This window comes from Jiangella alkaliphila (assembly GCF_900105925.1).
GTDB lineage: Bacteria > Actinomycetota > Actinomycetes > Jiangellales > Jiangellaceae > Jiangella > Jiangella alkaliphila.
In genome coordinates this window covers 3,442,144-3,468,739 of sequence record NZ_LT629791.1, presented here as the reverse complement: position 1 = coordinate 3,468,739, position 26,596 = coordinate 3,442,144, and the positions used below count along the sequence as shown (strand labels likewise).

15 protein-coding genes are annotated in these 26,596 nt (G+C 71.8%); 1 reads left to right on the top strand and 14 read right to left on the bottom strand.

Annotated features, from left to right (window positions below; translation table 11 throughout):
* The 10 genes from BLV05_RS15845 to BLV05_RS15800 all read right to left on the bottom strand — a co-directional run bounded on the left by BLV05_RS15845 (nt 1) and on the right by BLV05_RS15800 (nt 16,811).
* Nucleotides 1–666: an EboA domain-containing protein gene (locus tag BLV05_RS15845; RefSeq protein WP_046769807.1), complete on the bottom strand. Its 666-nt coding sequence runs from the start codon at nt 664–666 to the stop codon at nt 1–3.
* Complete coding sequence (locus BLV05_RS15840) at nt 663–1,586, bottom strand: sugar phosphate isomerase/epimerase family protein (protein ID WP_082155374.1); 924 nt, start codon at nt 1,584–1,586, stop codon at nt 663–665. Before BLV05_RS15840 ends, BLV05_RS15845 begins: the two co-directional genes overlap by 4 nt.
* A complete protein-coding gene (locus BLV05_RS15835) occupies nt 1,583–2,602 on the bottom strand; it encodes an SCO3242 family prenyltransferase (protein WP_046769808.1) in 1,020 nt (339 codons plus the stop codon). The genes BLV05_RS15840 and BLV05_RS15835 overlap by 4 nt, the downstream gene beginning before the upstream one ends.
* Nucleotides 2,599–3,768: an inositol-3-phosphate synthase gene (locus BLV05_RS15830; RefSeq protein ID WP_046769809.1), complete on the bottom strand. Its 1,170-nt coding sequence runs from the start codon at nt 3,766–3,768 to the stop codon at nt 2,599–2,601. The genes BLV05_RS15835 and BLV05_RS15830 overlap by 4 nt, the downstream gene beginning before the upstream one ends.
* 244 nt (nt 3,769–4,012) lie before the next feature.
* Nucleotides 4,013–10,306, bottom strand: a complete 6,294-nt coding sequence (locus BLV05_RS15825; protein WP_160312766.1) for a ThuA domain-containing protein — start codon at nt 10,304–10,306, stop codon at nt 4,013–4,015.
* Nucleotides 10,307–10,487: 181 nt separating this feature from the next.
* A complete protein-coding gene (locus BLV05_RS15820; RefSeq protein ID WP_046769810.1) occupies nt 10,488–11,693 on the bottom strand; it encodes a Gfo/Idh/MocA family protein in 1,206 nt (401 codons plus the stop codon).
* 84 nt (nt 11,694–11,777) lie between these two features.
* Entirely contained in the window at nt 11,778–12,851 is a 1,074-nt protein-coding gene (locus tag BLV05_RS15815; protein WP_046769811.1) for a substrate-binding domain-containing protein, read from the bottom strand.
* A 119-nt stretch (nt 12,852–12,970) separates the two neighbouring features.
* Entirely contained in the window at nt 12,971–14,041 is a 1,071-nt protein-coding gene (locus BLV05_RS15810; RefSeq protein ID WP_197683673.1) for an ABC transporter permease, read from the bottom strand.
* Nucleotides 14,038–15,528 (bottom strand): sugar ABC transporter ATP-binding protein, encoded by a 1,491-nt coding sequence (locus BLV05_RS15805; RefSeq protein WP_046769940.1) that lies wholly within the window; start codon nt 15,526–15,528, stop codon nt 14,038–14,040. The genes BLV05_RS15810 and BLV05_RS15805 overlap by 4 nt, the downstream gene beginning before the upstream one ends.
* A 17-nt stretch (nt 15,529–15,545) precedes the next feature.
* Nucleotides 15,546–16,811, bottom strand: coding sequence for an ROK family transcriptional regulator (locus tag BLV05_RS15800; protein ID WP_046769812.1), 1,266 nt, complete (start codon nt 16,809–16,811; stop codon nt 15,546–15,548).
* A gap of 685 nt (nt 16,812–17,496) precedes the next feature.
* Between BLV05_RS15800 and BLV05_RS15795 the strand changes: the two genes are divergently transcribed.
* Nucleotides 17,497–17,880, top strand: a complete 384-nt coding sequence (locus tag BLV05_RS15795; RefSeq protein WP_046769813.1) for a VOC family protein — start codon at nt 17,497–17,499, stop codon at nt 17,878–17,880.
* 81 nt (nt 17,881–17,961) lie between these two features.
* Here the strand turns inward: BLV05_RS15795 and BLV05_RS15790 are convergent, their stop codons facing one another.
* From BLV05_RS15790 to BLV05_RS15775, 4 genes are all read right to left on the bottom strand, one after another.
* On the bottom strand, nt 17,962–20,094 hold the full coding sequence (locus BLV05_RS15790) for a PQQ-dependent sugar dehydrogenase (protein WP_046769814.1): 2,133 nt from the start codon (nt 20,092–20,094) through the stop codon (nt 17,962–17,964).
* 210 nt (nt 20,095–20,304) lie between these two features.
* Nucleotides 20,305–23,634, bottom strand: a complete 3,330-nt coding sequence (locus BLV05_RS15785) for a PQQ-dependent sugar dehydrogenase (RefSeq protein WP_046769815.1) — start codon at nt 23,632–23,634, stop codon at nt 20,305–20,307.
* A gap of 14 nt (nt 23,635–23,648) precedes the next feature.
* Entirely contained in the window at nt 23,649–24,596 is a 948-nt protein-coding gene (locus BLV05_RS15780) for a sugar phosphate isomerase/epimerase family protein (protein ID WP_046769816.1), read from the bottom strand.
* 268 nt (nt 24,597–24,864) lie between these two features.
* Complete coding sequence (locus tag BLV05_RS15775) at nt 24,865–26,058, bottom strand: ROK family transcriptional regulator (RefSeq protein ID WP_046769817.1); 1,194 nt, start codon at nt 26,056–26,058, stop codon at nt 24,865–24,867.
* Between the last annotated feature and the right edge of the window lie 538 nt (nt 26,059–26,596).

The following is a 26,596-nucleotide window of genomic DNA, read 5'->3' as shown; positions in this document are numbered from 1 at the left end:
TCAGTCCTCCTGGGAGGGGACGGGGAAGCGGCCGTCGACCGCCTCGGGGTGGCGGCCGAGGATGCGCCAGGCGTCGCTCGGCACGGACCGCCCGGCGGCCACCCGTTCGTTGCCGTAGTCGGCGACCATACGGGCCAGCTCCTCGTCGGTGCGCGCGTCGAGGTCCGCGACGGCGTCCAGCGGCACGCCGACGAACAGGCACTTCAGCACGCCCTGGCGCCAGGCCGCCGCGTCGAGGTGCCGCGCGGCGTACGGCCCCAGCGCTGCGGCGACCAGCCGGACGTCGTTGGTGCGCAGCGCGTCGGCCACCAGCGGCAGGCCGGCGTCGCCGAGGTCCAGCTCGGCCAGCGCCCGCAGCACCGCCCGCTTCTCGTCGGCGTCGCCGTACTGATACAGGGCGCCGACCTCCTCGGTCAGGGCGGCGCGGTCGAGCCGGGCCGCGGCCGTGACCAGCAGCGCCGCCCGTGCCTCGTCCTCCAGCCGCGGCGTGCGCAGCCCGTCCGGGTCGGCCGGGTTGGTCGGCCCGCGGGTGACCCGCCGCCCGACCGCCGGGAACAGCACCGAGATGCGCCGGGGGTCGTTCTCGACCTCCGCCAGCAGCTCGGCCAGCCGCTCGCGGGCGGCCTGGTCCAAGTGCGGGGCGGTCCGTTCGATCGTCGCGCTCATGGCATTTCTTCCTCTCCGTCGCGCTGCCGCACTGCGCGGGCCCGCCCTCGCTCTCCCCCGTCGTGTCCTGTCCGTGTGGCCAGTGCCTCGGCCTCGGCGGCGCGCAGAGCGTCCAGTGAGCGGCGCGCGACGACGGGTGCGGCGTGTCCGTGCCGCGGCAGCTCGACGGCGGCCAGCCCGCCGTAGCCGACGTCCAGCAGCGCGCCCAGCGCCGCCGGCAGGTCGACCTCGCCCTCGCCGAACTCGAGGTGCTCGTGCACCCCTTCGACCATGTCGTCGACCTGCACGTTCGCCAGCAGGTCGCCGGCCTGGTGGACGCAGTCGGCGACAGTGCCCGCCTCGTTCGCGACGACGTGCCCGACGTCCAGCGTCACCCGCAGGCCCTCCGGGTCGCCGAGCCGTTTGCGCAGCTCCAGAACCCCGGCGACGGTGTCGACGAACATCCCCGGCTCCGGCTCGAACGCGCAGATCATGCCGCGCTTGTCCGCCTCCTCGAGCACCGACGCCACGCCGGACGTCACCCGCCGCCAGCCCTCGTCGGCGCTGACGCCGCCGGGCAGCGTCCCGGACCAGAACGACACCGCCTCGGCGCCCAGCTCGGCGCCGATCCGCACCGCCCGGCACAGCAGGTCGACCCGCCGCTCCCGGCCGGCGTCGGACACCAGGTTCGGCTCGTGCTTGCGCCACGGGTCCAGCACGTACCGCGCGCCGGTCTCGATGACGACGGCGAGGTCCAGCTCGGCCAGCCGCTGCCCGACCGCGATGGTGCGCGCGGACAGGTTCGGCGCGAACGGGTCCATGTGCGGATGGTCGACGGTCAGCGCGACGCCGTCATACCCCAGCCCGGCGATCACGGCGAGCGCGTCATCGAGGCGATGGCTGCCGAAGCCGTTCGTGCCGTACCCGAAGCGGAGGCTCATGTCGGTGACACCACCTTGGACAGCGCCCGGACGGCCGGCCCGATCCCGACGACGGCGCCGGCCAGCACGACCGCCCCGGACCTGGCCAGCAGCGCGGACTGCAGCGGGATCACGCCGCGCACCCCGGCGCCGGTCGCCGACCGCACGGTCGCAGCGTCCGGGCTGCGGGCCGCTCCCCACTGGGCCTTACCCACGGTCGCCGCATACACCCCGGCGAACGCCGCCGTGGCGAGCCCGCGGACGGACGAAAGCCCAGGCCGGAGTGGGGTGTCGCCCCGCTGGAGGGCTGCTGTCGCAGGAGACCGCAGCTCTCCATCGCGCGATGGAGGGCTGCTGTCGAGGGAGACGGCAGCCCTCCAGCGGGGCCACCGGGCGTCGGCCGGGGCGAGCGAGTCCGCGGCGCGGGCCGACGCCGACCGCGGCAGGGCGGCGGCCAGCGAGGCCGCGGCCGTCGCGCCAAGGGCGAAGCGACCCGACTCCGTGGACCCGCCGTGCACCTCGCCGCGGCTGAGCACGGTGACGCCGACGGTGTGCGTGGCGACGACCAGCGCGGGCAACGCCGCCGCGCGTTCCCGGCCGCCGGCGCCGAGCAGCACGTCCAAGCCGCGGGCCAGCCCCATCACCGCGGGTCCGGCCGGCGTCGGCTTGGCGAGGAAGTCGTAGGCCCACACCGTCGCGGCGAGGGGGACGGCGACCCGCAGCGCCCGCCGTCCACCGGCCGCCGCCGCCAGCGCGAGGCCGGCGGCGGTGAGCCCGGTGGCCACGGCCAGCGCCTCGGCCGGCTTGACGCGGCCGGACGGGATCGGCCGCTCCGGCCGCTCGAGACGGTCGAGGTCACGGTCGGCGTAGTCGTTCAGCGCCATGCCGGCCCAGTACAGGCAGGCCGAGGCCAGCGGCGTGACCGCGGTCCGGACGCCGTACGGGAACCCGGCCGCGGCCGCGCCGGCCAGCGAGTCGCCCGGCACGGTCAGCGCCGCGGGCGCCCGCACCAGCTCGGCGACGTCGCGCAGCTTCATACCGCGCCCTGACCCGCCGAGCCTTGGCCGGCCCGCTCGCACCAGTCGGTCAGCGCCGCCCACTGCGGGCTGAGCGCATGCACGTCGCTGGCGACCGGGTCCTTGAAGAAGAACCCGAACTCCGGCACCGGCCCGGCGGCGCCCACCTCGTGCGCCCGCGCGATCAGCCGGACGAGGTCCAGCACCAGCGGCGCGGCCAGCGAGGAGTCGCAGCCGGACCAGGTGAACTGCATGGTCATGCGGGTGCCGAGGAAGCCCTCGAACGACACCAGGTCCCAGGCGGTCTTCCAGTCGCCGAGGTCGGGCACGTAGTCGATGTGCAGCGGCCCGTCGACCGGGTGGCCGAGGATCGACTCCAGGCCGTTGGCCTTGGTGGCGATCTTGCTGGCCGCGTTGTCCGGGTCGGCCAGCGTCTGCCCGTCGCCGCCGCCGAGCAGGTTGACCGACGACCACGAGCGCACCTTCAGCGCGCGCATCGCGAACATCGGGCCGAGCACGGTCTTGACCAGCGTCTCGCCGGTCTTGGCGTCGGAGCCGGCCCACGGGACGCCGCGGTCCAGCGCCAGCTCGGCCAGCGCCGGGACCCGCGGCCCGGGGCTGGGGGTGAACGCGACGTACGGGCAGCCGGCCCGGAACGCCGCATACGCGTACAGCGAGCTGGCCGGCAGTGGAGCCTCGCCCGCGTCCAGCGCCGCCTCCAGCGCCGCGAGCGTCGCCAGCGCCGGGATGTCGGCGGCCGGCGGCTCGGTGCTGGACACGTCGACGACGACCACGCGGTCCAGCCCGTGCTCGTCGCGGAACGCGCGCAGCTCGGCCTCGACCCGGTCCGCCGCCGACCGCTGCGTCCCGTGCCCGGCGACGACGCCGGGCCGGATCCGCTCGTCGGCGGCGGCGAGGTCGCCGGCCAGGACGGTGGCCAGCGCGGGCGGGAACACCCCGCCCGCGCTCAGCTCTTCGGCCCGCTTGCCCAGCGTGCCCTCGGCGACCTCGTGGCCGCCGATGACGACGCCGTCCAGCGCCGGCAGCCCGGCCGCCGCGATCTCCGGCAGCTCGGACACCATGCCGGTGTGGCCGGCCAGCCGGGACCGGATGGCCAGGAGCCCGACCGTGGTCGTGGTGGCCACGGAGCCACGAGCGCCGACGAACCAGATGCCGACGCCGCTCATGCGACAACCCCTTCGAACGACGCCACGAGGGTGGTGGCGCCCCGGTGCCGGCGCGGAGCGCGTCGCTCCGGCACCGGGGCCGGGAACCGGCGTGTGCCGGCTCCCCGTCGCCCATGAGAGCCCGGCCCGGCGATCCGGGGCAGGGCCGAGGTGCCCTGGTCGCGGGTTCCGTTCCGGCGCGGCGCGCCGGACGGCAGCAGAACTCTCATGGTGACGTCTCCTCTTCAGGGGGGGTGGAGGATGGTTAGTCGGTGGCGGGCAACTCCCTGCCCTCTGTACGGTCCGGATCGCCGTCGAGACGGCCCGTACCGGCGAGTTCTTCGCCACCGTTGGCCCGGACACCGGCGGACGCCTGCCGTGGCGTGCCGCCGAGCCGGATGATCATCGCGTCGGCGTCGCGGACCAGAGTGCCGCGCGCACCGGCGTCGGTGACCTTGCTGTTGACCGCCGACTTGAAGGACTCCAGCGCGATCACGGCCCGGTCCTCGCGGCCCATGCCCTCCTGGCGGCGGGCGGTGGCCAGCGACTTCTGCAGGTCCTTGGCCACCTGCGACGTGATGCGCCCGGCCGTCTGGAACTGGGTGATCAGGCTCTCCATGTCCGCGAACGACGTGGTGGAGAAGAACACCAGCTCCTGGACGGTCTCGTTGCCGGCCGAGTCGGTCGCCTCGACGACCAGCTCGTGCAGGCCGAGCGGGATCGCGTGCAGCGCGACCACGGCGCCGGACTGGATCGGCGCGCCGTCCAGCGTCCCGGTCACGGTGACCGGGCCGTTGTCGGTGGCCGTCCAGGCGACGGTCAGGTTCTGGCTGTCGCCGTAGAGCTGGCCGTGCGCGACGCCGCTGACCGACAGGACCGGCGCGGACCCGTCGACGGTCACGGTGACCGCCTTGGCGTCCTCGGCGTTCCCGGCCTGGTCGGACGAGCGGTAGAGCAGCTCGTGCTCGCCGTCGCCGCTGACCGCGACCGGTCCGGTGTACGCCGTCCAGTCGCCGCCGTCGAGCGACCACTCGGTGGCCGCGACACCGGAGGTGGCGTCGGTGGCCGCGAGCGTGACGTTCACGGCGCCGCCGGTGCCGCCGCCCAGTGTGGCCGTGGTGACCGGCGGGGTGGCGTCCTTCGCGATCGCCACCGGCACCGGCGCGGACACGTTGCCCGCGGTGTCGGTGCCGCGGAACTCCAGCGCGTGCTCGCCGTCGGCGTCCACGACGACCGCACCGGTGTACGGCGCCCAGTCGCCGCCGCCGGTCCGGTACTCCAGCGCGACCTCGCCGCCCTGGTCGTCGGTGCCGACCGCGGTGACGGAGACCGGGCCGGTGTACCAGCCGTTCTGGCCGGTCGGCTCGGCCGGGTCGAGGGCGACCTCGACCGTCGGCGCCGTCTCGTCGACGAGCTCCTGGATGCGGACGTTGCGGAAGTAGTTCTGGTCCGCCGCGCCGTGGTTCTGGATGCCGATGTAGCTGGGCTGGTTCATCCGGTTCGGGTCGGTGTCGGTGTAGTCGTTGATCAACTCACCGTTGAGGTACACCCGAATGCGGTCGCCCTGGACCACGATCTCGAACTCGTTCCACTCGCCCGGCGGGTTGAGCGCCGCGTCGCGAGCGGCCTGGTCGGCGCCCTGGAACGCGTAGATCGCACCGGTGGTGCGGTCGGCGGCGTCGGTGGCGTCGATCTGGACCTCGTGGCCCTGGTTGACGGCGACCCACGGGTCGTCGCCCGGGTCCGGGAACCCGACGAAGACGCCGGAGTTGTCGTCGCCCGGCATCATCCAGTCCAGCTTGAGGCTGTAGTCCTCGTAGGCGTCCGCCGAGTACCAGTACAGGCCCATGCCGCCCTCGGACAGCAAGGTGCAGTCCTCGGTCAGCGCGAACCCGCCCGGGCCGGCCATCTGCCAGCCGGCGAGGCTGGCCTCGGTGCCGTCGAAGAGGCTGGTGTAGCCCTCCTCCGGCGCCGTCGGCTCGCACACGTCCTGGCCGCCGGTGACGCGGAAGTGCTCGTACGTCACGGTCTGCGGCTCGGACTGCGAGGTGCCGATGGCGAACAGGCCCACCCGCACGTCGCCGGAGGACAGCGCGGTGTTGGTGACCGCCTCGCCCAGCGGGGTCCAGGTCTGGCCGTCGGCGCTGTAGGCGCCGCTGTAGGTGTCGCCGGACCGGGACAGCCGCAGGTGCCACACGCCCTGGGTGAGCGCGGTGACCTGGGGCTGTGGGTTCTGGATGACGGCGCCGATCTCGCTGCGCAGCTCGATGCGGCGGGCCACCGGCTGACCGGCGGGGTTGTCGACCACCATGTCGAACTTGACGTAGTTGTCGTCGTCGCCGTAGACGATCATCCCGCCCTGCTGGTACTGCTCGACCAGCGCGGACGCGTCGACCAGGGTCTCGATGGTCCACTCGTCGCTCTCGGGCGCCGGCTGGAGCATGAAGTTCCCCGGCAGCGGGTCGGTGTTGCCGGTGTAGATGTCGCCGTTCGGGGTGTCGATCTCCAGCTTGCCGCCGGCGACCCGGTAGCCGTCGGCGTCCGGCCGCAGCACCGTCCAGCGGCAGCCGTCCAGCACGGTGCCGGCGAACTCGTCGTTCGGCTCCGTCGGCGTGGCGGTGTCGTCGGGGGTGATGTGGAACGAGTCGAACTGCACCTCGGTGATCGGCTGCCCGGTGCCGGACAGCGCGACCAGGCCGATCTTCGGGTCCTCGATGCCGGCCAGGCTCTTCGTCTGCGGCATCTCGGTGAAGGTCACGCCGTCGGCGCTGTACGCGGCGCGCAGGTTGCTGCCATCGCTGATGTAGCGCACCCAGACGGTGTCCGGGTAGGCGGCGCCGAGGTTGGCGGTGTTGCTCTCACCGACCTCGTTGGGCGCGCCGTTCTCCTCGCGGATGAACTGGAAGATCCGCGCCGCCGGGTTGGTGGTGCCGGTGTCCCGGCCCTCCAGCACCATCTTGGCGTAGTTGTCGTCGTCGCCGTAGATGATCAAACCGGCCTGCTGGTAGGCCCGGTAGGCCTGCATGGTGAGCTTCACGGTCGCGGTGAACGGCCCGTCCGGCAGGTCCTGCAGGACGATGTTCGGCGTGTCGGTGTTGTTGGTGCCGTAGATGTCGGTCGCCGTCGCCGGCAGCACCACGTGACCGTCCTCGACCACGAGGTCCTGGTTCTCCCGGATCACCGTCGTCCAGCGGTCGCGGTCCAGCGACGTGCCGTCGAACCCGTCGGAGCGCCCGTTCAGGCAGACCGGCGGCTCGGTGATGACCGGGTCGACCTCGATGGTGACGTGCTCGGTCGCCGCGGCGCCGCGCGCGTCGGTCACCGTCACGGAGGCGTCGTAGCTGCCCGCCTCCGTGTAGGTGTGCGCCGCCGTCGGGCCGGTGGCCGTGCCGCCGTCACCGAAGACCCACGCGTAGGTGAGCGGGTCGTCGCCCTCGGGGTCCGTCGCGCTGGCCTCGAACTCGACGTCGAGCGGGACGGTCCCGCTGGTCGGCGTCGCGGTCAGCTCGACGTCGGGCCGCTGGTTCTCGGTGACGCCGCGGCCGCCGAAGTCGATCCAGTTCACGTTGAGCTGGCCGGACACGTTGACGAAGTACAGCGGGCCGCTGTCGTCCGCCGTCTCGCCACTGACCTCGCCGGTGAAGTAGTCGTAGGTCTGCCAGCCGCCGGTCGGGTTCACCGTGATGGTGGCCACCGTCGGGCCGTCCGGCGAACCGGTGCGGACCTCGACCGTCGACGCGCCGGTCGGCGTGGCCGCCCGCAGCGTGATGTCGTCGATGTTGGTGAGGTTCATCGGGTCCCAGGCCCACCAGTCGCCGGGCTCGATGAACCCGATGTTCTGGGTGCCGCCCAGGACGTCGCCGGTGGTCTCGCGCTGCACGCCCGGGTCGCCGCCCGAGGTGGACCCCTCGAGCCGGCCGGTGAGGTCGAAGTGCTCGGCCTCACGCCGCTTGGGCTGCAGGATCAGCACCTCCTGGCTGGTCAGCGGGCTGACGTTCGGCGCGCCGTTGTCGGTGTAGGTGACCGTGACGGTGCCGAAGATGTTCGCGCCGACGTGGCCCTCGTCGCCGGGCAGCGGGAACACGCCCTCGCAGCCGAAGTACTCGGCGTACTCGTGCGAGTGCTCGTCGTGACCGAGCGCCGGCTGGGTGACGATGCGCGGGCACTCGGCCTGGCCGTCCTCGGCGTCGGTGGCGCTCGCTTCGTACCGGATGGTGTCGCCGAACTCGAAGAACCCGCCGTTCGGCGGCCACGCGACGTCGACCTCCGGCGCGGTGTTGCCGGCCGCGATCTCGACGTTGGCCACGTCCTGCAGGCCGTCGCCGTCGGTGACGGTCAGCGCGACGGTGTAGTCGCCGGCGGTCGTGTACGTGTGCGACGCCTCCGGCTCGGTGGAGTCGACCGTGCCGTCGCCGTCGAAGTCCCACGCGTAGGTGATCGGCCCGCCCTCGGGGTCGATCGACGCGGTGCCGTCGAACGCGACCTCGAGCGGCACCGGGCCGGACGTCGCGCTGGCGTCGATGCGGGCCACCGGGGCACGCGTGCCCTGGACGTAGTCGATGCGGTACACGCCGGAGTCGGCGTTGTTGCCGCCGAACCCGCCGCCCCACTCGATCATGTAGAGGGCGCCGTCGGGACCCCACTCCAGCGCATGCGGCCGCAGGATCGTCCAGTCCGGGAACACCGGGTTGATGTCCGTGACGTCCGAGCCGGTGGCGTCGAGCTGGAACGAGTACAGGTTGCCCTGGTTCCACTCGCCGAAGATCGCCTTGCCGTCCCAGTACGCCGGCCACTTGCGGTCCGAGACCAGGTCGGCGTCGTAGCGGTAGACGCCGCCGGCCATCGGGGCGCCGCCGCCGCCGATCTCCGGGTACAGCGGGTTGGTCTGGTAGCCGTACCAGACCTCCGCCTCGATGGCGGCCGGCAGCTGGGTCAGGCCGGTGTTGTTCGGCGAGTTGTTCACCGGGGCGCCGCAGTTGAACGCCGCACCGGACGCGTTGGTGGCGAAGTCGAAGTCGATGTACGGGGTGTTGTTGCCGACGCAGTACGGCCACCCGTAGAAGCCGGGCTGGTCGACGATGTTCCACTCGACCCGGCCGTCGGGGCCGCGACTGGGGTTGGCGCTGCCGGCGTCGGGACCGTAGTCGGCGACCATGAGCTTGTTCGTCGCCGGGTCCAGGCCGATGCGGAACGGGTTGCGGAAGCCCATCGCGAAGATCTCCGGCCGGGTCTGCGCGGTGCCCGGCGGGAACAGGTTGCCCGCGGGGACCGTGTAGCCGCCGCCGTCGGACGGGGTGATCCGCAGCACCTTGCCGCTCAGGCTGTTGCTGTTGGCCGACGTGCGCTGGGCGTCCCAGAGCTCGCGGCCGGGCCGCTCGTCGATCGGCGCGTAGCCGCTGGACGCGAACGGGTTCGTGTTGTCGCCGGTGGTGAGGTACAGGTTGCCGTCGTTGTCGAACTCCAGCGCGCCGCCGGCGTGGCAGCACTCGACCCGGTTCGTCGGGTACTCGATGATGACGGTCTCGCTGCCGAGGTCGAGCGTCTCGCCGGTGAGGGTGAACCTCGACACCCGGTCGATCGCCTCACTCCCCGTCGGGGCGTAGGTGAGGTAGATCCAGCCGTTCGTGGTGAAGTCCGGATCCAGGGCGATGCCCATCAGGCCGAACTCTTGGCCCGTGTACACGCTGAGCGTGCCGACGGTCGTGGCCGAGCCGTCCGGCCGGACCAGCCGCACGGCGCCGTTGCGGTCGATGTAGAAGACCCGCCCGTCGTCGGCGACGGCCAGCTCCATCGGGTTGCTGGTGGTGTCGTCGAGCGTCACCTTCTCGAAGCTGTCCGGCGAGCTGGCCGAGCAGTCGGCCGGCGTGACGCCCGCCGCGGTCTCGATGCCGCCGAGGACCAGCTGGAGGAAGTCGGGCTCGGAGAACGACTCGATGGTGTGGCCCAGCCCGGTGTACCAGGAGCGGCCGCCGTCGTAGTCCTGGCACCAGGTGATCGGGTGGTCCGCGCCCATGGCGCCGGTGCCCGGCGAGTACGACGACTCGTCCAGCGACGTCAGCACGTGCACGTCGCCGCGCGGGTTGGTCTGGTAGTTGTACCACTCGTCGAAGCGCGGCCAGAGCGGGTCGAGGTGCTGGGTCGACGGGTGCGCCGGGTCTTCCACCTTGACCGTCGCGGTCTGGTTCTGCGGGTGGCTGGCGAAGTAGGCGCCGACAAGCTCGCCGTACCACGGCCAGCTGTACTCGGTGTCGGACGCGGAGTGGATGCCCGCGTACCCGCCGCCGGCCTGGATGTACCGCTCGAACGCGGCCTGCTGGTCGGCGTTGAGGACGTCACCGGTGGTCGACAGCCAGACGACGGCGTCGTACTGGGCGAGGTTCTCGTCGGTGAACGCCGCGGCGTCCTCCGTCGCCGTCACGTCGAACTCGTGCTGGGTGCCCAGCTGCTGGATCGCCGCGATGCCCGCGGGGATCGAGTCGTGCCGGAACCCGGCGGTCTTCGAGAACACCAGGATCGAGTAGCCACCATGGCCCGGGTGGGCCGCCGCCGGCGGCGCCATCGCGGCGACCGCCAGCGGCACCGCCGTCACGACGGCGACACCTGCAGCCAATAATCGTCGCGCCCATCGGCGGGCGCGGTGCGTGGGATGACTCACCACAGTCTCCTTCGACTGTCGGGAACGGATGATGCGCTCCGTGCCCGGGGTCGCCCCCGGCGGTACTCGGCCCTGCGTGGTGTGCTCAGGTGGGTGCGGGAACCTCCGTCCACGCACTGCCGGCGGCCGCGCTGTCCTCGACGGCGGCGAGGATGCGCTGCACGGCCAGGCCCTCGGCGAACGACGGCTCCGGGTCGCGGCCCTCGCCGATCGCCGTCAGCAGGTCGACGGCCTGGTGCGTGAAGGCGTGCTCGTAGCCGAGCCCGTGCCCCGCGGGCCACCAGGCGCTCACGTAGGGGTGGCTGGGCTCGGTGACCAGCACCCGCTTGAAGCCGGCCAGCCGGGCGTCCTCGGTGTGGTCGTAGACGTTGAGGACGTTCATGTCCTCGAAGTCGAACGCGAGGCTGCCCTTCGCCCCGTTGATCTCGATGCGGATCGCGTTCTTCCGGCCGGTGGCGAACCGGGTGGCCTCGAACGTGGCCACCGCCCCGCCGGTGAACCGGGCCAGGAACAGCGCGGTGTCGTCGACGGTGACCTGGCCCAGGCGTGCCGCGACCGGCGCGTTCCCGGCAAGTCCGGTGAACGACTCAGGGATCGGCCGCTCCTTCACGAAGGTCTCGAGCATGGCGCTGACGCCGGTGATGCGCTCGCCGGTGATGTACTGCGTCAGGTCGATGATGTGCGCGCCGATGTCGCCGAGCGCGCCGGAGCCGGCCTTGTCCTTCTGCAGCCGCCACGACAGCGGCGCGTCCGGGTCGGCGATCCAGTCCTGCAGGTACTGGGCACGGACGTGGTGCAACTGCCCGAGGCGTCCCTCGGCCACCAGCTGCCGAGCCAGCGCGATGGCGGGCACCCGGCGGTAGGTGAAGCCGACCATGCTGCGCACGCCCGCCTCCGCGGCCTTCTCCGCCGCCTCCACCATGGCCTCGGCCTCGGCCACGCTGTTGGCCAGCGGCTTCTCGCAGAGCACGTGCTTGCCGGCCTCGAGGGCCGCGATCGCGATCTCGGCGTGCGTGTCGCCGGGCGTGCAGACGTCGACCAGCCCCACGTCGTCGCGGGCGACGAGCCGCCGCCAGTCCGTCTCGACGCTCTCCCACCCGAAGCGTCTGGCGACGTCGCCTGCTGCTTCGACGTTCCGGCCGCCCAGCGCCACCAGGCGCGGGACGACCGGTACTGCGAAGAAGCTCGGCGCGTTGCGCCAGGCCTGGGAGTGGGCCGCCCCCATGAACGCGTAGCCCACCATCCCGATGCCCAGTGACGTGTCCTGAGTCGGCGTGTCGTCAACCGTCATGTGCTGTGCCTTCCTTGTCTGCCCCCGTGGTGACGCGGTGGTTCCGGGTTCGGGCGCCCGAACCCGGAACCACGCGTCCTGTCGTCAGGAGTCGAAGCCCAGGTGCAGGTAGTCCTCGACGTTGTCGGCGTTGACGACCGGCGCGTTCAGCACGATCCGGCGCGGCACCTCGACCTGGACCAGGTCAGACATCCCCTTGTTCTGCGCCAGCAGCCGGGCGAGCCGGATGCCGTCGGCGGCCTGGGTCGGCGGGTAGAGGATGGTGGCCTCCATCTCGCCGTCCTGGATCCACTGCATCGCGTTCGACGAACCGGCGCCACCGATGAAGAAGAACTCGTCGCGGCCGGCGTTGTCGAACGCCTGCTTGACGCCGACGCCCTGGTCGTCGTCGTGGTTCCAGATGATGTCGATCTGCGGCGCGGCCTGCAGCAGGTTCGCGGCCTGCTCCTCGCCGGACTCGACGGTGAACTCGGCGGCCACGCGGTTGTCGACGGTCTGACCACAGGCCTCCAGCGCCTGGGCGAAGCCGTCCGAGCGGTCCTGGGTCAGCGGCAGCGAGTCGATGCCGGCGATCTCGGCGATCACCGGGTCGGCGATGCCGTTGTCCTCGATGAGCCCGCAGGCATAGGTGCCGGCCGACACGCCCATGCCGAAGTTGTCGCCGAGGATCGTGGTGCGGGCGGCGAACGGCGTGGAGAACTCGCGGTCGACGTTGACGACCGGGATGCCGGCGTCCATCGCCCGGGTGGCCACCTCGGTGAGCTGCGCGCCGTCGGTCGGGAGCAGCACGATCGCGTCGACGCCCTCGTTGATGAACGTCTCGATCTGGCTGATCTGCAGGCTGGCGTCGTTGGTGCCCTCAGCGGTGCGCAGCTCGACGTCGTCGTAGGACTCCGCCTCGGCGATGGCGGAGTCGTTGACGGCGGCCAGCCAGCCGTGGTCGGCCTCCGGACCGGAGAACCCGATGACGACGGTCTCGCCCGGCTCGTCGTTGCTGTTGCCGCCGGATCCTTCGTCACCGCCGGTCTCGGCCGCCGGCGCGTTGTCCTCCTCCTCGGGCTCGTTGCTGGTGCAGCCCACTACGAAGGCCCCGGCCGCGAACACGGCGGCCATGGAGGTCAGCAACCGGCGTCGCGGCCGATTCGTGTGTACGGACATGGGTCTCTCCTCGTCATTGATTCGGTTCCCGGACTGTCCGTCCGGAGGTGCGCTCTTGGGGTGGGTCAGTGTTTCGGGGGTGAGGTCGGGGGGTGAAAGGCGGGGCCGGCGGCCCCTGGCTAGCTCGAGTCGGTGCTCCGGACGGCGACCCGCTGCTGCAGGAACACGGCGATCACGATGATCGCGCCCTTGGCGACGTTCTGGGTCGAGCTGTCGAGGTTGTTCAGCGTGAACACGTTCGTCAGCGTGGTGAAGATCAGGACGCCGATGATCGTGCCGACGATGGTGCCGCGGCCGCCCGACAGCAGCGTCCCGCCGATGACGACGGCGGCGATCGCGTCCAGCTCGTACAGCGAACCGTGCTGAGCGGTGCCGGTGCCGGTGCGGGCGGTCAGCATGATCCCGGCGATGCCGCAGGCAAGCCCCAGCACCACGTACAGCAGGACGGTGTGCCGCTTGACCGAGATGCCGGCCAGCCTCGCGGCCGTCGAGTTGCCGCCGACGGCGATGGTGCGGCGCCCGAACGTGGTGCGGTTCAGCAGCACCCAGCCGATGGCGCTGACGATGGCGAAGATCCAGATCAGCACCGAGATGCCGAGGAGGTCGCCGTTGATGGCGTCGACCAGCCCGCGGACGTCGACGAGCTGGTTGCGCCGATCAGAGATGATCTCGGCCAGGCCGCGGGCGGCGGCGAGCATCGCCAGCGTGACGATGAACGGCGCCATCCGCCCGTACGCCACGAGTATGCCGTTGACCAGCCCGCAACCGACGCCGACGGCGCAGGCGACGAAGACCATGAAGAGCCAGTGGATGTCCTCGGCCATCGTCTGCGTGGCCAGGGTGGTGGCCCAGACCGACGAGAGCGCGACGATGGCGCCGACCGACAGGTCGATGCCGCCGCCGATGATCACGAAGGTCATGCCGATGCTGATGACACCGATGATGGAGGCGAACCGCAGGATCGTCACCATGTTGTCGGCGTCGACGAAGCGGTCGCCGGCGGTGATGGCGCCCACGGCGCACAGCACGAGCAGCGCGATCACCAGGCCGAGGTTCCGGCCGAACGGACTGCTCATGAACCGGACGAAGCCGGACTGGGTCTCGCCCTCGGCCGCGGCGGCCGCCTCGATGCGGCGGTGTTCGTCGGCAGGTGGGGTGGTCGGCGGTGCGGCCGGAGTCTGGTCGCTCACGCTGCGCTCCCTTCCATCACCAGGTCGAGGACCCGGTGCTCGTCGATGTCGTCGGCCGGCCCGGTGTGCACGACGACGCCTTCCCGCAGGACCAGCACCCGGTCGGCCAGGCCGAGTACCTCGGGAACCTCACTACTGACCAGGACGACGGCCACGCCCTCGTCGGCGAGCCGGCGGACGAGCGCGTAGATCTCGCTGCGCGCCCCCACGTCGACCCCTCGGGTCGGCTCGTCGAGCAGCAGCACCCGGCACTCCCGGAGCAGCCACCTGGCGAGCACGATCTTCTGCTGGTTGCCGCCCGACAGCGTGCGGACGGCGCGGTCGACGTCGGGCGGGCGCACGTCGAGCGACTTCACGTGCTCGGTGGCGGCGCGCTTCTCGTCGCCGCGGTTGATGAAGCCGCCACGGGAGAACCGGCCCATGGTGGCGAGGCTGACGTTGCGGTAGACGGCCTCGTCGAGCAGCAGGCCCTGGCTCTTGCGCTCCTCCGGGCAGAGCCCGACGCCGGCGCCGACGGCCGCGCGAACGTGCCCGTTGCGCAACTGCTTCCCGTCGACGGTGACGGTGCCGGTGGTCGCCTTGCGGGCGCCGTAGATGGTCTCGAGGATCTCCGAGCGGCCGGAGCCGACCAGCCCGGCCAGCCCGACGATCTCGCCGGCCCGGACCTCGAAGTCGACGCCGCTGAACCGCTTGCCGCCGGAGAGCTCGCGGACCGACAGCACGACCGTGCCGTCACCGTCGCCGTTGTGGGAGGTGCGCTGCGGGAACACGTACTCGATGTCGCGGCCGGTCATCCGGCGGGTCAGCTCGCGGGTCGGGGTGTCTCGGGCCGGCAGGCCGGTGGCGACGGTGCGGCCGTCCTTGAGGACGGTGACGCGGTCGCCGATCTCGCGGATCTCCTCCAGCCGGTGCGAGATGTAGACGACGGCGACGCCCTCGGCCTGCAGGTCGCGGATGACCTTGAACAGCCGGCCGACCTCCTCCTGGTCGAGGACCGCCGACGGCTCGTCCATGATGATCAGCTTGACGTCGTGGGACAGCGCCCGCGCCATGCTGACGATCTGCTTGCCGGCCGCCGACAGCGTGCCGACCTCGCGCCGCGGCGAGATCTCCGGGTGGCCGAGCCGGGCCAGCAGCTGCGCGGCCTCCTTCTGGGTCTCGCCGCGGTGGGCGAACCCGCCCGAGGACAGCTCGTGGCCGAGGTAGATGTTCTCCGCGACGGAGAGGCCGTCGACGAGGTCGAGCTCCTGGTAGATGGTCGCGATGCCGTTCTTCATGGCCGCCAGCGGCGTGCTGAGCCGCAGCTCCTCGCCCTGCCACCGGATGACGCCCTCGTCGGGCTGGTGGGCGCCGGACAGCACCTTGATCAGCGTCGACTTGCCGGCGCCGTTCTGGCCGAGCAGGCAGTGCACCTCGCCGGCGCGCACCTCGAGGTCGACGCCGTCGAGGGCCCGCACGCCCGGGAAGACCTTGACGATGCCGTTCATCTGCAGCAGCGCGTCGCTCACGCCACACCTCCGGAGAGTGGGGTCGGAATCGAGGACGCGGCCGCCACGCCCACAGTCGCGGGGTCGGTGAAGACGGCCTCGAGCGCGACATGCGCGCCGCCGCGGCAGGCCGCGGTGAACCCGAGCGCGGACAGCTCGATGCGGCAGCCGCCGCGCGCCGGCGCGACGACCCGCTCGTCCAGCTCGGTCTCCATGGCCGGCAGGAAGAACTCACCGAGGGCCGCGAAGTAGCCGCCGAGCACGATCACCCGCGGGTTGAACAGGTTGACCAGGATGGCCGCGCCGAGCCCGAGCGCGGTGCCGACCGCCTCGATGCCGCGCAGCGTCCGCCCGTCGCCGAGCGAGGCGCGGCGGCGGATCTCGGCCAGCCGGACCTCGAGGTCGACCGCGGGGTCGGTGACCGGGTCGTCCTTGTCGGCCACCTCGCGCAGCAGCGCCGCGAGGCCGACCGACGCCTCCCAGCAGCCGAGCTTGCCGCAGCCGCAGCGGTGCGCGGGGTCGCCGATCGGCATGTGCCCGATCTCGCCGCCGTAGCCCTCGGTGCCGCGCAGCAGCACGCCGTCGGAGATGACGCCGCCGCCGACGCCGGTCTCGCCGGTGACGTAGACGAGGTCGGTGGTGCCGGCCGACGAGCCCATCGCGTACTCGGCCAGCGCGCTGAGGTTGGCGTCGTTGTCGACCCTGATGATGGTGCCCGGGCCGGCCAGCCGCGCGGCCAGCTCGTCGGCGATGCGCACCTCGCGCCAGCCGATGTTCGGCGCGTGCCGCAGCACGCCGGGCGCGGTCTCGACCATGCCGGGGATGCCGACGGTGATGCCCGCGACGTGGTGCCCCTTCGCCGCGGCGTCGTCGACGGCGGCCGCGATGGCGGCGGCCAGCTCGTCCAGCGTCTTCTCCACGCCCAGCCGCGGCACGTCCAGCGGGGTGCGGACGTAGCGGACCTCGTCGCCGCGCAGGTCCAGCACCAGGACCGCGACGTAGTCGACGTTGACCTCGGCGCCCAGGCCGCAGGTGCGCCCGTCGATCTCGACCGTCTGCCCGGGCCGGCCCACGCCGCCGCCGCGCTCGACGTCGCCGTCGCGGACCAGGCCGAGCTCGGCCAGCTCGGCGACCAGGCTGGAGACGGTGGCCTTGTTGAGCCCGGTGTCGGCGGCGATGCGGGCCCGCGAGCGCGGCCCATGGTCGCGCAGATCGCGCAGCACCATCGCGAGGTTATGCCGGCGTAGGAACACCTGGTCCGCGGGCGCGGATGCGTCCGTCATCGGTGCCCCCTCTCCCGGCGTGACCTGCATCACGAGTGTTCGTCGGTTGGAACAACAAACTAGGAAGGGCGGCCACCCAAGGTCAAGAGTTACGAACGAGTTTCTTCCGGTGACCAGGCGATGACGCCCGGGCGACGACGGGCGTTGGCGCGGCCGATGGAACGGCCGGATGATCCGGTCTATACCAGGCGATATACGTCCTGAGCTGCGGGTTGTCGGTTGCGCGCCGACGCGGGGCTCGGCGCCGCCGACGGCTGCGGCGGAGAGGTCACGGTTCGGCAACATCCGGCGCCGCGACGGCAGAACGACAGCACTGAATCCAGGTTTCGCGCATACGAATGTCGAACTTCTGACTTTCATTGGACAAAGTGGCGAACCGTTTCAAGGCTCCCGCCGCCGGCGGGCGATGACGGAGTCGCCGGCCAGCGACCTGGCCATCGGCCGGTTCTGGTGGCGTGCGGCGGCTTTGCAATGAGCACCTCCACGCACCACTCGCGGCCGGGCGCAGCTTGGTAAGGCTGGTCGCCGCTCGGAACCGGGCATTCCGGGCGTCCGCGCGATGACCAGCCTTGCCAAGGTGATGGTCAGCCGAGCCAAGTCCCGATCCTGCTGCCGCGGACAGGTGGTGCGTAGAGGCGTCCATTGCAAAGCGGTGCGGACAGCCTGGCGGGTAGCGTCACGGGGCATGCATCGCAGCCGTCTCTCCACCCTGCTCATCGACGCGCCGGCCGAGGAGGCCGGGCGGAGCGTGGCGTTCTGGACCGCCGCGCTCGGCACGACCAGCCAGAGCCCGCCGGGCGAGCCGCAGTTCCGCGGGCTGCCCGGCGCTGTCCCCGGCCTCGTGACCGCCGTCCAGGCCCTCGAGGACGGGCCGGCCCGCTACCACGTCGACATCGAGACCGACGACGTCGCGGCCGAGGTGGCGCGGCTCACCGGCCTCGGCGCCGTCGAGGCCGGCAGCTGGCAGGGCTGCCACACGCTGCGCGTTCCGGGCGGCCACCTGCTGTGCGTCATCCCGGTGCACAGCGACCCCGCCGAGTTCGCCGCCGCGGCCCGCGTCTGGGAGTAGGGCCCCGGGACGCGGGGCCGGCCGGGTTCTCGCCCCGTGGACGAGAACCCGGCCGGCGTGTGCGTCCGGACGGTCAGGGCGTCAGCCCTCCGGAACCAGCACCACCTCCGCGCTGTCTGTCAGCGCCGGCACTCCCTCGCCGGGGTCGTCGGTGTACGTGACGTTGAAGACGCCGGTCAGGTTGTCGCCGGGGTCGTGACCGCCCGGCAGTGTGGTCAGCAGCGTGCCGCTGCAGCCCAGGGCCGTCGTCTGCGGGTGGCCGTGCTCGTCGTGGCCGAGGATGTACGTCACCCGCACCCGGGCGCAGTCCACCGGCTGGTCGTCGGTGACCTGCACCTCGTAGGCCACCTGGTCGCCGAAGTTGAACGTGTCGCCGTCGGACGGCGTGACGAACGAGACCTGCGGCGTGAGGTTGCCGACGATGATGTCGACCTCGGCCGACGCCGACTTGCCGCGGTGCCGCCCGCCGAGGTCGGTGACCTTCAGCGTCGCGTGGTACAGGCCGTTCTCCTCGTAGGTGTGCGAGGGGTTCGGCTCACGCGAGTCGATGCGGCCGTCGCCGTCGAAGTCCCACTCGTAGCGGATCCGGTCGCCGTCGGCGTCGGCCGTACCGGCGCTGGAGAACTGCACCGCCATCGGCGCGTGCCCCTCGGTGACGTCGGCCGCGACCACGGGCGTCGGCGTGTGGTTGCCGCCCACGCCGATGTAGTCGATGCGCGACAGCTGAGCGTCGGGGTTCTCGGCGAAGTAGCCGTCGCCGTACTCGAGCACGTAGAGCGCGCCGTCGGGGCCCCACTCGAGGTCCATCGGGTTGTCCGTGACGACGGACGGGATGAACTGCTCGATCTCCTCGACGTTGCCGCGGCGGTCCAGGTGGATGCCCTGGATCCAGTCGCGGGTCCACTCGTAGAGCAGCGGGACGCCGTCGTAGTACTTCGGCCAGGCGATCGGCGCGCGGCCGCGGGTGTCGCGCGAGTCGTAGTCGTAGGCCGGGCCGCCCATCGGGCCGATGCCGCCGGTGCCCAGCTCCGGGAACTCCGCCGACTCGCCGTAGCCGTACCAGATGTCCGGCTGCACCACTTCCGGCAGCTCGGTGCGCCCGGTGTTGTGCGGCGACTCGTTGACCGGCGCCGCGCAGTCGAACGCCGCGCCGGACGCCCCGGTGCCGAAGTCGAAGTCGACGTACGGCAGCTCGGCCGTAGCGCAGTAGGGCCAGCCGTAGTTGCCCGGCTCGCGGACGACGGTCCACTTGCCCTGGCCGGCCGGTCCGCGTGCGGGGTCGGCCTCGCCCGCGTCGGGCGAGTAGTCGCCGACGTAGACGTCGCCGGTCTCCGGCTGCACGTCCAGGCGGAACGGGTTGCGCAGGCCCATCGCGTAGATCTCCGGTTTGGTGCCTTCGGTGCCGGCCCTGAACAGGTTGCCCCTGGGGATCGTGTACCCGCCGTTGCGCCCCACCTTGATGCGCAGGATCTTGCCGCGCAGGTCGTTGGTGTTCGCCGACGTGCGCTGGGCGTCGAAGGCCGGGTTGCGAGTGGTCCGCTCGTCGATCGGCGCGAACCCGTCGGACTCGAACGGGTTGGTGTCGTCGCCGGTGCCTAGGTACAGGAGGCCGTCCTCGTCGAAGGCGATGTCGCCGCCGACGTGGCAGCAGATGCCGCGGTCGACCGGGACGTCGAGGATGTGCTGCTCCGTCCCCAGGTCGATCCGGTCGCCCTTCAGCTGGAACCGCGCCAGCGTGATGTGCCCCTTGAACGGCTCCCAGTCCGCGGGCACGCCGTCGAACAGCGCGTCGCCCTCGTTGACGGTCGGGGTGTCGGGGTTGTCGAGCGGGGTGTCCAGCGGCGGCGAGTAGTAGAGGTAGATCCACCGGTTGGTCTTGCCGAACCCGGGATCGATGGCGATGCTCTGCAGGCCTTCCTCGTCGTGCTCGTAGACGTCGAGCTCCGCGGCCAGCGTGTTGAGCCGGGTCTCGGGGTCGTGCAGCCACACCTCGCCGGCCCGGGTGGTGTGCAGCACCCGGCCGTCCGGGAGGACCGCGAGGTCCATCGGCTCCCCCGGTGTGTCGTTGAGGGTGACCTTCTGGAACGCCGAATCCGGCGGTGCCGCTTCTGGGCCACCGGCTGGGGCTGGTGCCCCGGACGCCGCCAGCCCTGGTGCCGCAACGAGCGTGGACGCTACGAGCGCCCCCGCCGCCATCACTACGGCTTTGCGCATGCTGCCCTCCGATCACAACGGTTCGGACGGCCTCAGATAAACGTCCTGTTTCCTCTATGTCAAGACGTTTGAAACAGTTTCACCATAAACCGTGCAATCTTGGCGGCGACGTGACGAAAGTGCGCACCGCGCGACGGCCGGGAAGCGGGCATGGCGAAGCGCCGGTGGGCCGGTCTGCGGCCCGGCCCACCGGCGTCGCGAGCTGAACCGTCAGCTCAGCTGGGCGCTCACCACCTCCGTGTGGTGGGTGAGCGCCGCGCGCGCCCCGGCGTCGGTGACGAACGTGGCGCTCCTGGCTGTGGACAGGAACTGGCCCAGCGACCGGACCGCGCTCTCGTTCCGGCCGGCGTCGGCGTGCCGCACTGCGGCGTCGAGGTGCAGCCGCAGCCGGCTCTCACCACCCGATGTCAGGACGCCCGCGCCGTCGTAGTGATCGAGGATCGCGGCGAGGTCGGCCAAGGACGTCGTGACGGTGAATGCCGTCGTCGCGGTGCCCTGACGGCCGGCGTTGTCGGTGGCCGTGGCGACCAGCGTGTGCTGGCCGACGGTCAGCGTCCACAACTGCACCGTGGCGCCGGACGCCAGCGGCGCGCCGTCCAGCGTCCCCGTCACCGAGGCGAGCCCGGAGACCGCGTCGGTGCCGGCGAACGACGGCGCGAGCGTGCCGCTCGCGGCGTAGCTGCCGCCGTTGTCGACACCGGTGATCGACGCGGCCGGCGGGGTCTTGTCGATCTTCACCGTGACGGAGCCGACGGACGACACGTTGCCGCCGTTGTCGGTCGCCCGGTACTGCACCGTCGTGCTGCCCTGCGCCGTGATGGTCAGCGGGTTGTTGGCGTTGACCCAGGTGACGCCGCCGTCGGTGGAGCGCTGCCGGCTGGCGACGGTGCCGTTGTCGGTGGCGTTGACGGTCAGCGTGACGTCGCCGGTGTACCAGCCGTTCTGGCCGTTCGGCGCCGCCGGGTTCAGCGTGTGGCTGACCGTCGGCGGGGTCATGTCGGCCACGCCGTCACCGACGAAGCGCACCTCGTCCAGCTCGAACCCGCTGGTCGACGTCAGGTACAGCCGGCCGGAGCCGGACGGCGCGTTGGCCAGCGCCTGCTCCACCTCGAACCAGCCGGTCCGGTTGCGGAACGAGAGCTGCGCGAACGGCGGCGCCTTCGGGTCGTTCCAGCGCAGGTGCAGCGTGCCCCGTCCCCAGGCGCGGGCGATGACGCTGTCGATGTTGGCCAGGTTGACCGGGTCGAAGGCGATCCAGTCGCCGGCGTCGAACGAGGTCACCTTGCGCAGGCCGTTCGCGTCGGGGTCCTCGGTGATCTGCACGCCGTTGCTCGCATCGAACCACTCCGCCTGCTGCGTCTTCGGGTTCAGCAGCAGCGACGCCTCGCCGCGGGCCGGCGGGACGCCCAGGTGGCCGTTGTCGGTGTAGCCGACCACCAGCGCGCCGTAGATGTTCTCCGTCTCGCCGTGCTCCGGCGCGTCGGCCGGCGTCGGGACGCCGAACGTGCAGCCGGTGCCCGAGCTGAGCGGATGCGCGTGCTCGTCGTGACCCAGGCCGAACGCCCAGCTCACCCGCGAGCAGACCGGGGTGTTGCCGTCCTCGGGGTCGCTGACGGACGTCGTCACCGGCACCGCCTGGCCCCAGTCGAAGAAGCCGCCGGTCGGGGTGTCCAGCGTGACCGTCGGGGCCACGTTGCCGACCGTGACCTGCGTCGACCGGACGCCGAACTTGCCGGACGGGTCGGTGACGCGCAGCGCGGCGTTGTACTGGCCGAGCTCGGTGTACGTGTGCGTGACGGTGGCGCCGGTGGCGTCGAACGTGCCGTCGCCCTCGAAGTCCCACTCGTAGGTCAGCGCGGCGCCCTCGGGGTCGGCCGACGCCGAGGCGTCGAACGTCACCGTCAGCGGGGCGTTGCTGCTGGAGATCGGCGTGGCGGTGAACCGGGCCTGCGGCGACTTGTTGCCCTCGGCGTAGTCGACCCGGTACAGGCCGGCGTCGGGGTTCTGCCGGAAGAAGCCGTCGCCGTACTCCAGCACGTACAGCGAGCCGTCCGGGCCGAACTCCATGTCCATGACGTTGTCCCAGATCGGCTGGGCGACGTGGTTGAGGTGCGCGTTCGGCAGGAAGTCGGTGATGTCGGTGACCGGGCCGGCGGTGGCGAGGTCCAGGGTGAGCGCGACCACGTAGTCCTGGGAGAACTCGGCGAAGAACGGGTGGCCGTCCCAGTACTCGGGGAACTTGGCCGGCGACGGGTTGTCCGGGTCGAACCGGTACACCGGGCCGCCCATCGGGCCCTGGCCGCCGCCGCCGAGGTCGGTCAGCTCCGGCCACGGCTGGTGGCTGGCGTTGTCGCCGTAGTACAGGTGCGGCGCGGTGGCCGGCGGCACGACGTCGAGGCCGGTGTTCCAGCGCGAGTTGTTCTCGGCGCCGGCCTCGCAGTCGAACCACTCGCCAGGCGTCGCCGTCGCGTAGTTCCACTCGTTGTAGTTCGCGTTCGGGCCGTGGCAGTACGGCCAGCCGCCGTTGATCGGCTCCAGCGTGGTCTGCCACTCGACGTAGCCCATCGGGCCGCGGTCCGCGTTCGGCGCGCCGGCGTCGGGCCCGTAGTCGCCCCAGAGCAGCGCGCCGGTCTCGACGTCGTAGTCGATGCGGAACGGGTTGCGCACGCCCATGACGTAGATCTCCGGGCGGGTCTGCGCCGTCTCCGGCGCGAACAGGTTGCCGTCCGGGATGGTGTACGACCCGTCGTCCTCGACGTGGATGCGCAGGATCTTGCCGCGCAGGTCGTTGGTGTTGCCGGGGCCGCGGCGGGCGTCGAAGCCCGGGTTCATGCCCGGCGCGTCGTTGTTGGGTGCCATGCCGTTGGCGCCCGGCGTGCTGGCCGGTGTGTTGTCGCCGGTCGACAGGTACAGGTTGCCGTCCTCGTCCCAGGCCATGTCACCGGCGACGTGGCAGCACTGGCCGCGCTGCGTCTCGACCTTGATGATCTGCTGCTCGGTGGACAGGTCCAGCGAGTCGGTCGCCTCGTCCCACTTGAACCGGGACAGGACGTTGTAGCCCTTCCAGCGGTCCCAGTAGGCCTCGGTCTCGCCGCCCGGCAGCGAGTTCGGCGCGCTGCCCGTCGGCGTCGTCTGCGGGTACGGCGCCTCCATGACCCGCGGCGCGTACAGCAGGTAGACCCACTGGTTGGTCGCGAAGTCGGGGTCGATGGCGATGGTCTGCAGGCCGTCCTCGGAGTTCGCGTAGACGTCGATCGTGTTGACCACGCGGGTGATGCCGGTGGACGGGTCGGTCAGCCGCACGTCGCCGTTGCGGGCGGTGTGCAGGACGCGAGAGTCGGGCAGGATGGCGAGGTCGATCGGCTCGCCGGTGCTCTTGCTGATCAGGATCTTCTCGTAGTTGTCCCAGTCGACGGCGGGGTCGGCGGCGCCGGGGTCGTGGTCCTCGTGGGCGATCGCCGGCGCCGTCGCCGTCAGTGCGGCTGCGGGGAGGACGACGGCGAGGAGAAGGGTGGTCAGACTGCTGCGGATGCGGCGCATGGAGTGTCCTCTCGTCAGCCGCGGAGCTCGTAGATGGCGTCGAAGCTGCGTTCGGCCGCGCCCAGCGCGCCGCCGACGTCCGGTGACGTGTTCGGGGCGTTGTCCTGCTCGTACAGCGAGTAGTGCCGGCCGCGGGAGCCGATGCTGGTGTAGAAGCGCTGGAAGTCGATGTCGCCGGCGCCGAACTCGACGATGTCGTAGCCGTTCGCCGCCGTGGACCTGCGGCCGTCCTTGGCGTGGAACAGCGGGTAGCGCAGCCGGTTGGCGATGACGTAGGCGATCGGGTCGAAGCCGGGCGCGATGTGCTGGCCGACGTAGGCCCAGTAGATGTCCATCTCGAGGAAGACCAGCTTCGGGTCCGTCTCGGCGAGCAGGAGGTCGTAGAGGCGCACGCTGGGGTCGTCGTTGGCGAACCGGAACTCGTTCTGATGGTTGTGCTGGTACCAGCACAGCCCGCGCGCCTGTGCGGCCGCGCCGAACGCGTTGAACTCGGCCGCCGCGGCCCGGTAGCCGGCCACCGTGCGGTTGGCGGCCGTCACCGGCTCGTTCGCGGTGCCGATGAACGGCAGGCCGAGGATCTCGGCGCGGTCCAACTCCAGCTCGATGTTGGTCCGGAACGCGTTCAGGCCGACGTGGCTGCCGATGCCGGTGAGGCCGTTGTCGTCGAGCAGCTGCTTGATCTGCTGGACGGTGATGCCCGGCTCGGCCGGCGAGCTGTAGCCGGCGAACTCGACGTTCTGGTAGCCCAGGCGGGCCAGCTCCTCGAAGACGGCCCGGAAGCCGAGCGAGGAGACCAGGTTGCGGATGGTGAACAGCTGGATGCCGATCTTGCCGGGCGGCACCAGCATGCCCTTCGCCGCGTTCGCGGCGGCCGGCGCGGCCAGTCCGGCCGCGGTCACCGCCATCGTGGTGCCGGCGACGGCGGCCAGGAACCGCCGTCGGTCGATCTCGGGACGTGCCATCTCGTTCTCCTCATTGAGTCGATCGACCGCTGCGGCGGGATCGGTGACGGGATGCCGGCGCGCGCCGAGCGGTGCCCCCCTCCCCTCCGACACGGGCTCGCACGAACGCGTGAAGAAAACGGCCGCAAAAGGGCCGTTGATCACGCAAACTAGACGTAGGGGAAAACTCCGGTCAACAGTTCCTCACAGGCTTTCGAAACTTGACGTGGTAAGTAACGCACGTCGCCGGAGATAGTTCACGTCTGTGCAGGTGCGAGAACGGGCCGCGTCAGGGCGCGGCGTAGATGGCGTCGCTGATCAGCGCCGCGGCGCCGACCACGCCCGCGTCGTCGCCCATCTCGCTGAGCACGACCGGCAGGTTGCCGGTGGCCAGCGGCAGCGAGCGCCGGTACACGACGCCGCGGATCTCGGCCAGCAGCGGGTGCCCGAGGCGGGCCACCCGGCCGCCGATGACGATCAGGCCAGGGTTGAAGAACGACACCAGGCTGGCCAGCACCCAGCCGACGCGATGGCCGCCGTCGCGGATCATCTGGACGGTGTACGGGTCACCCATCGTCACCGCCGCGGCGACGTCGGCGCCGGTCAGCTCGCCCTTCTCGGCCAGCAGCGACGCCAGAGCCGGCGACCGTCCGCCCCGGGCCGCCGCCAGCGCGTCGCGAGCCAGCGCCGAGCCGCCGAAGAACGCCTCGAGGCAGCCGGTGTTGCCGCACGCGCAGGTCGGGCCGAACTCCTCGACCCGGATGTGCCCGATGTCGCCCGCGCACCCGTCGACGCCCCGGTACAGCTGCCCGTCGACGACGATGCCGCAGCCGATGCCCGTCCCGATCTTGACGAACAGGAAGTCGCGGGCCGCCTTCGCCACGCCGGAGTGCTGCTCGCCCAGCGCCATGACGTTGACGTCGTTGTCGAGCAGCACGGGGCAGCCCAGCTCGCGCGCGAGCGCGTCGCGGACCGGGTAGCCGTCCCAGCCGGGCATGATCGGCGGCGAGACCGGCATGCCGCCGTGGAAGTCGACCGGTCCCGGCACGCCCACGCCGACGCCGGCCGGGCGGGTGACGCCGTGTTCGGCCAGCACCTTGTGGGTCAGTTCGAGGGCGCGGGCCAGCACCGGCTCCGGGCCGAGGCGCACGTCCATGTCGACCGATCGCTGCCCCAGCACCGTCAGCCGCCCGTCGGTGAGCGCGACGGACACCGTCGTCGCCCCGATCGCCACCCCGACGAACCGCACGTCCGACGACAGATCCACCAGCGTCGACCGCCGCCCGCCCCGCGACGCGGCGGGGCCGGCGCCCTCGGCCAGGCCCAGCTCGGTCAGCCGACTGACCTCGCTGGCCATGGTGGTGCGGGATACTCCGAGCCGGTCGGCGAGCTCCACCCTGGAGAGCGGTCCCTCGTCGCGCAGCAGCTTGAGGACTTTCGCCTGGGTGGCCGTCTCAGGCCGTCCGGCGAGCGTATGCGCCATGGAGCTATGGTGCCATACTTTCGCCGCCACCCCGCGAAAGTGTCTCCCATCGTGAACGCGTTCGTCTCATGGTTCAGTGTTGGGGCGGGGGTTGGCCGGGAGTTTGCCGAGTTGGACGTCCCCTGCTGCCCATTTTCTTAGCCGCGCACCCGCGCCTCAAGCGGACAATTTGGGCGCTTCGCGCCGACGGGACCGCTTGACCCGCGCGCCCGCCCCCGGCCCAAGGGCGCTATCAGGGGGACGGGGAAGAACCGGGCACAGCCCTGGGTGTGAGGCGCGTCCTGGGTGTGAGTCGCGCTGAACCGCCGAAACGGGCCCCAAAACGCGACTCACACCCAGGACGCGCTCCACACCCAGGTTGGTAACGCCAGACCAGGACCCGCCCGTCGCCACACCTCCCCCGTCCCCCTGATAGCTGCCCGTTCCTGGACCGGGGACGCGCGGGTCAAGTCCAGAGCCCCCAACCACAGACCACCGCAACCAGCAGAGGCGTCGGACTTGAGGCGCACGTCCACGGCTAAGACCATTGGCAGCAGGG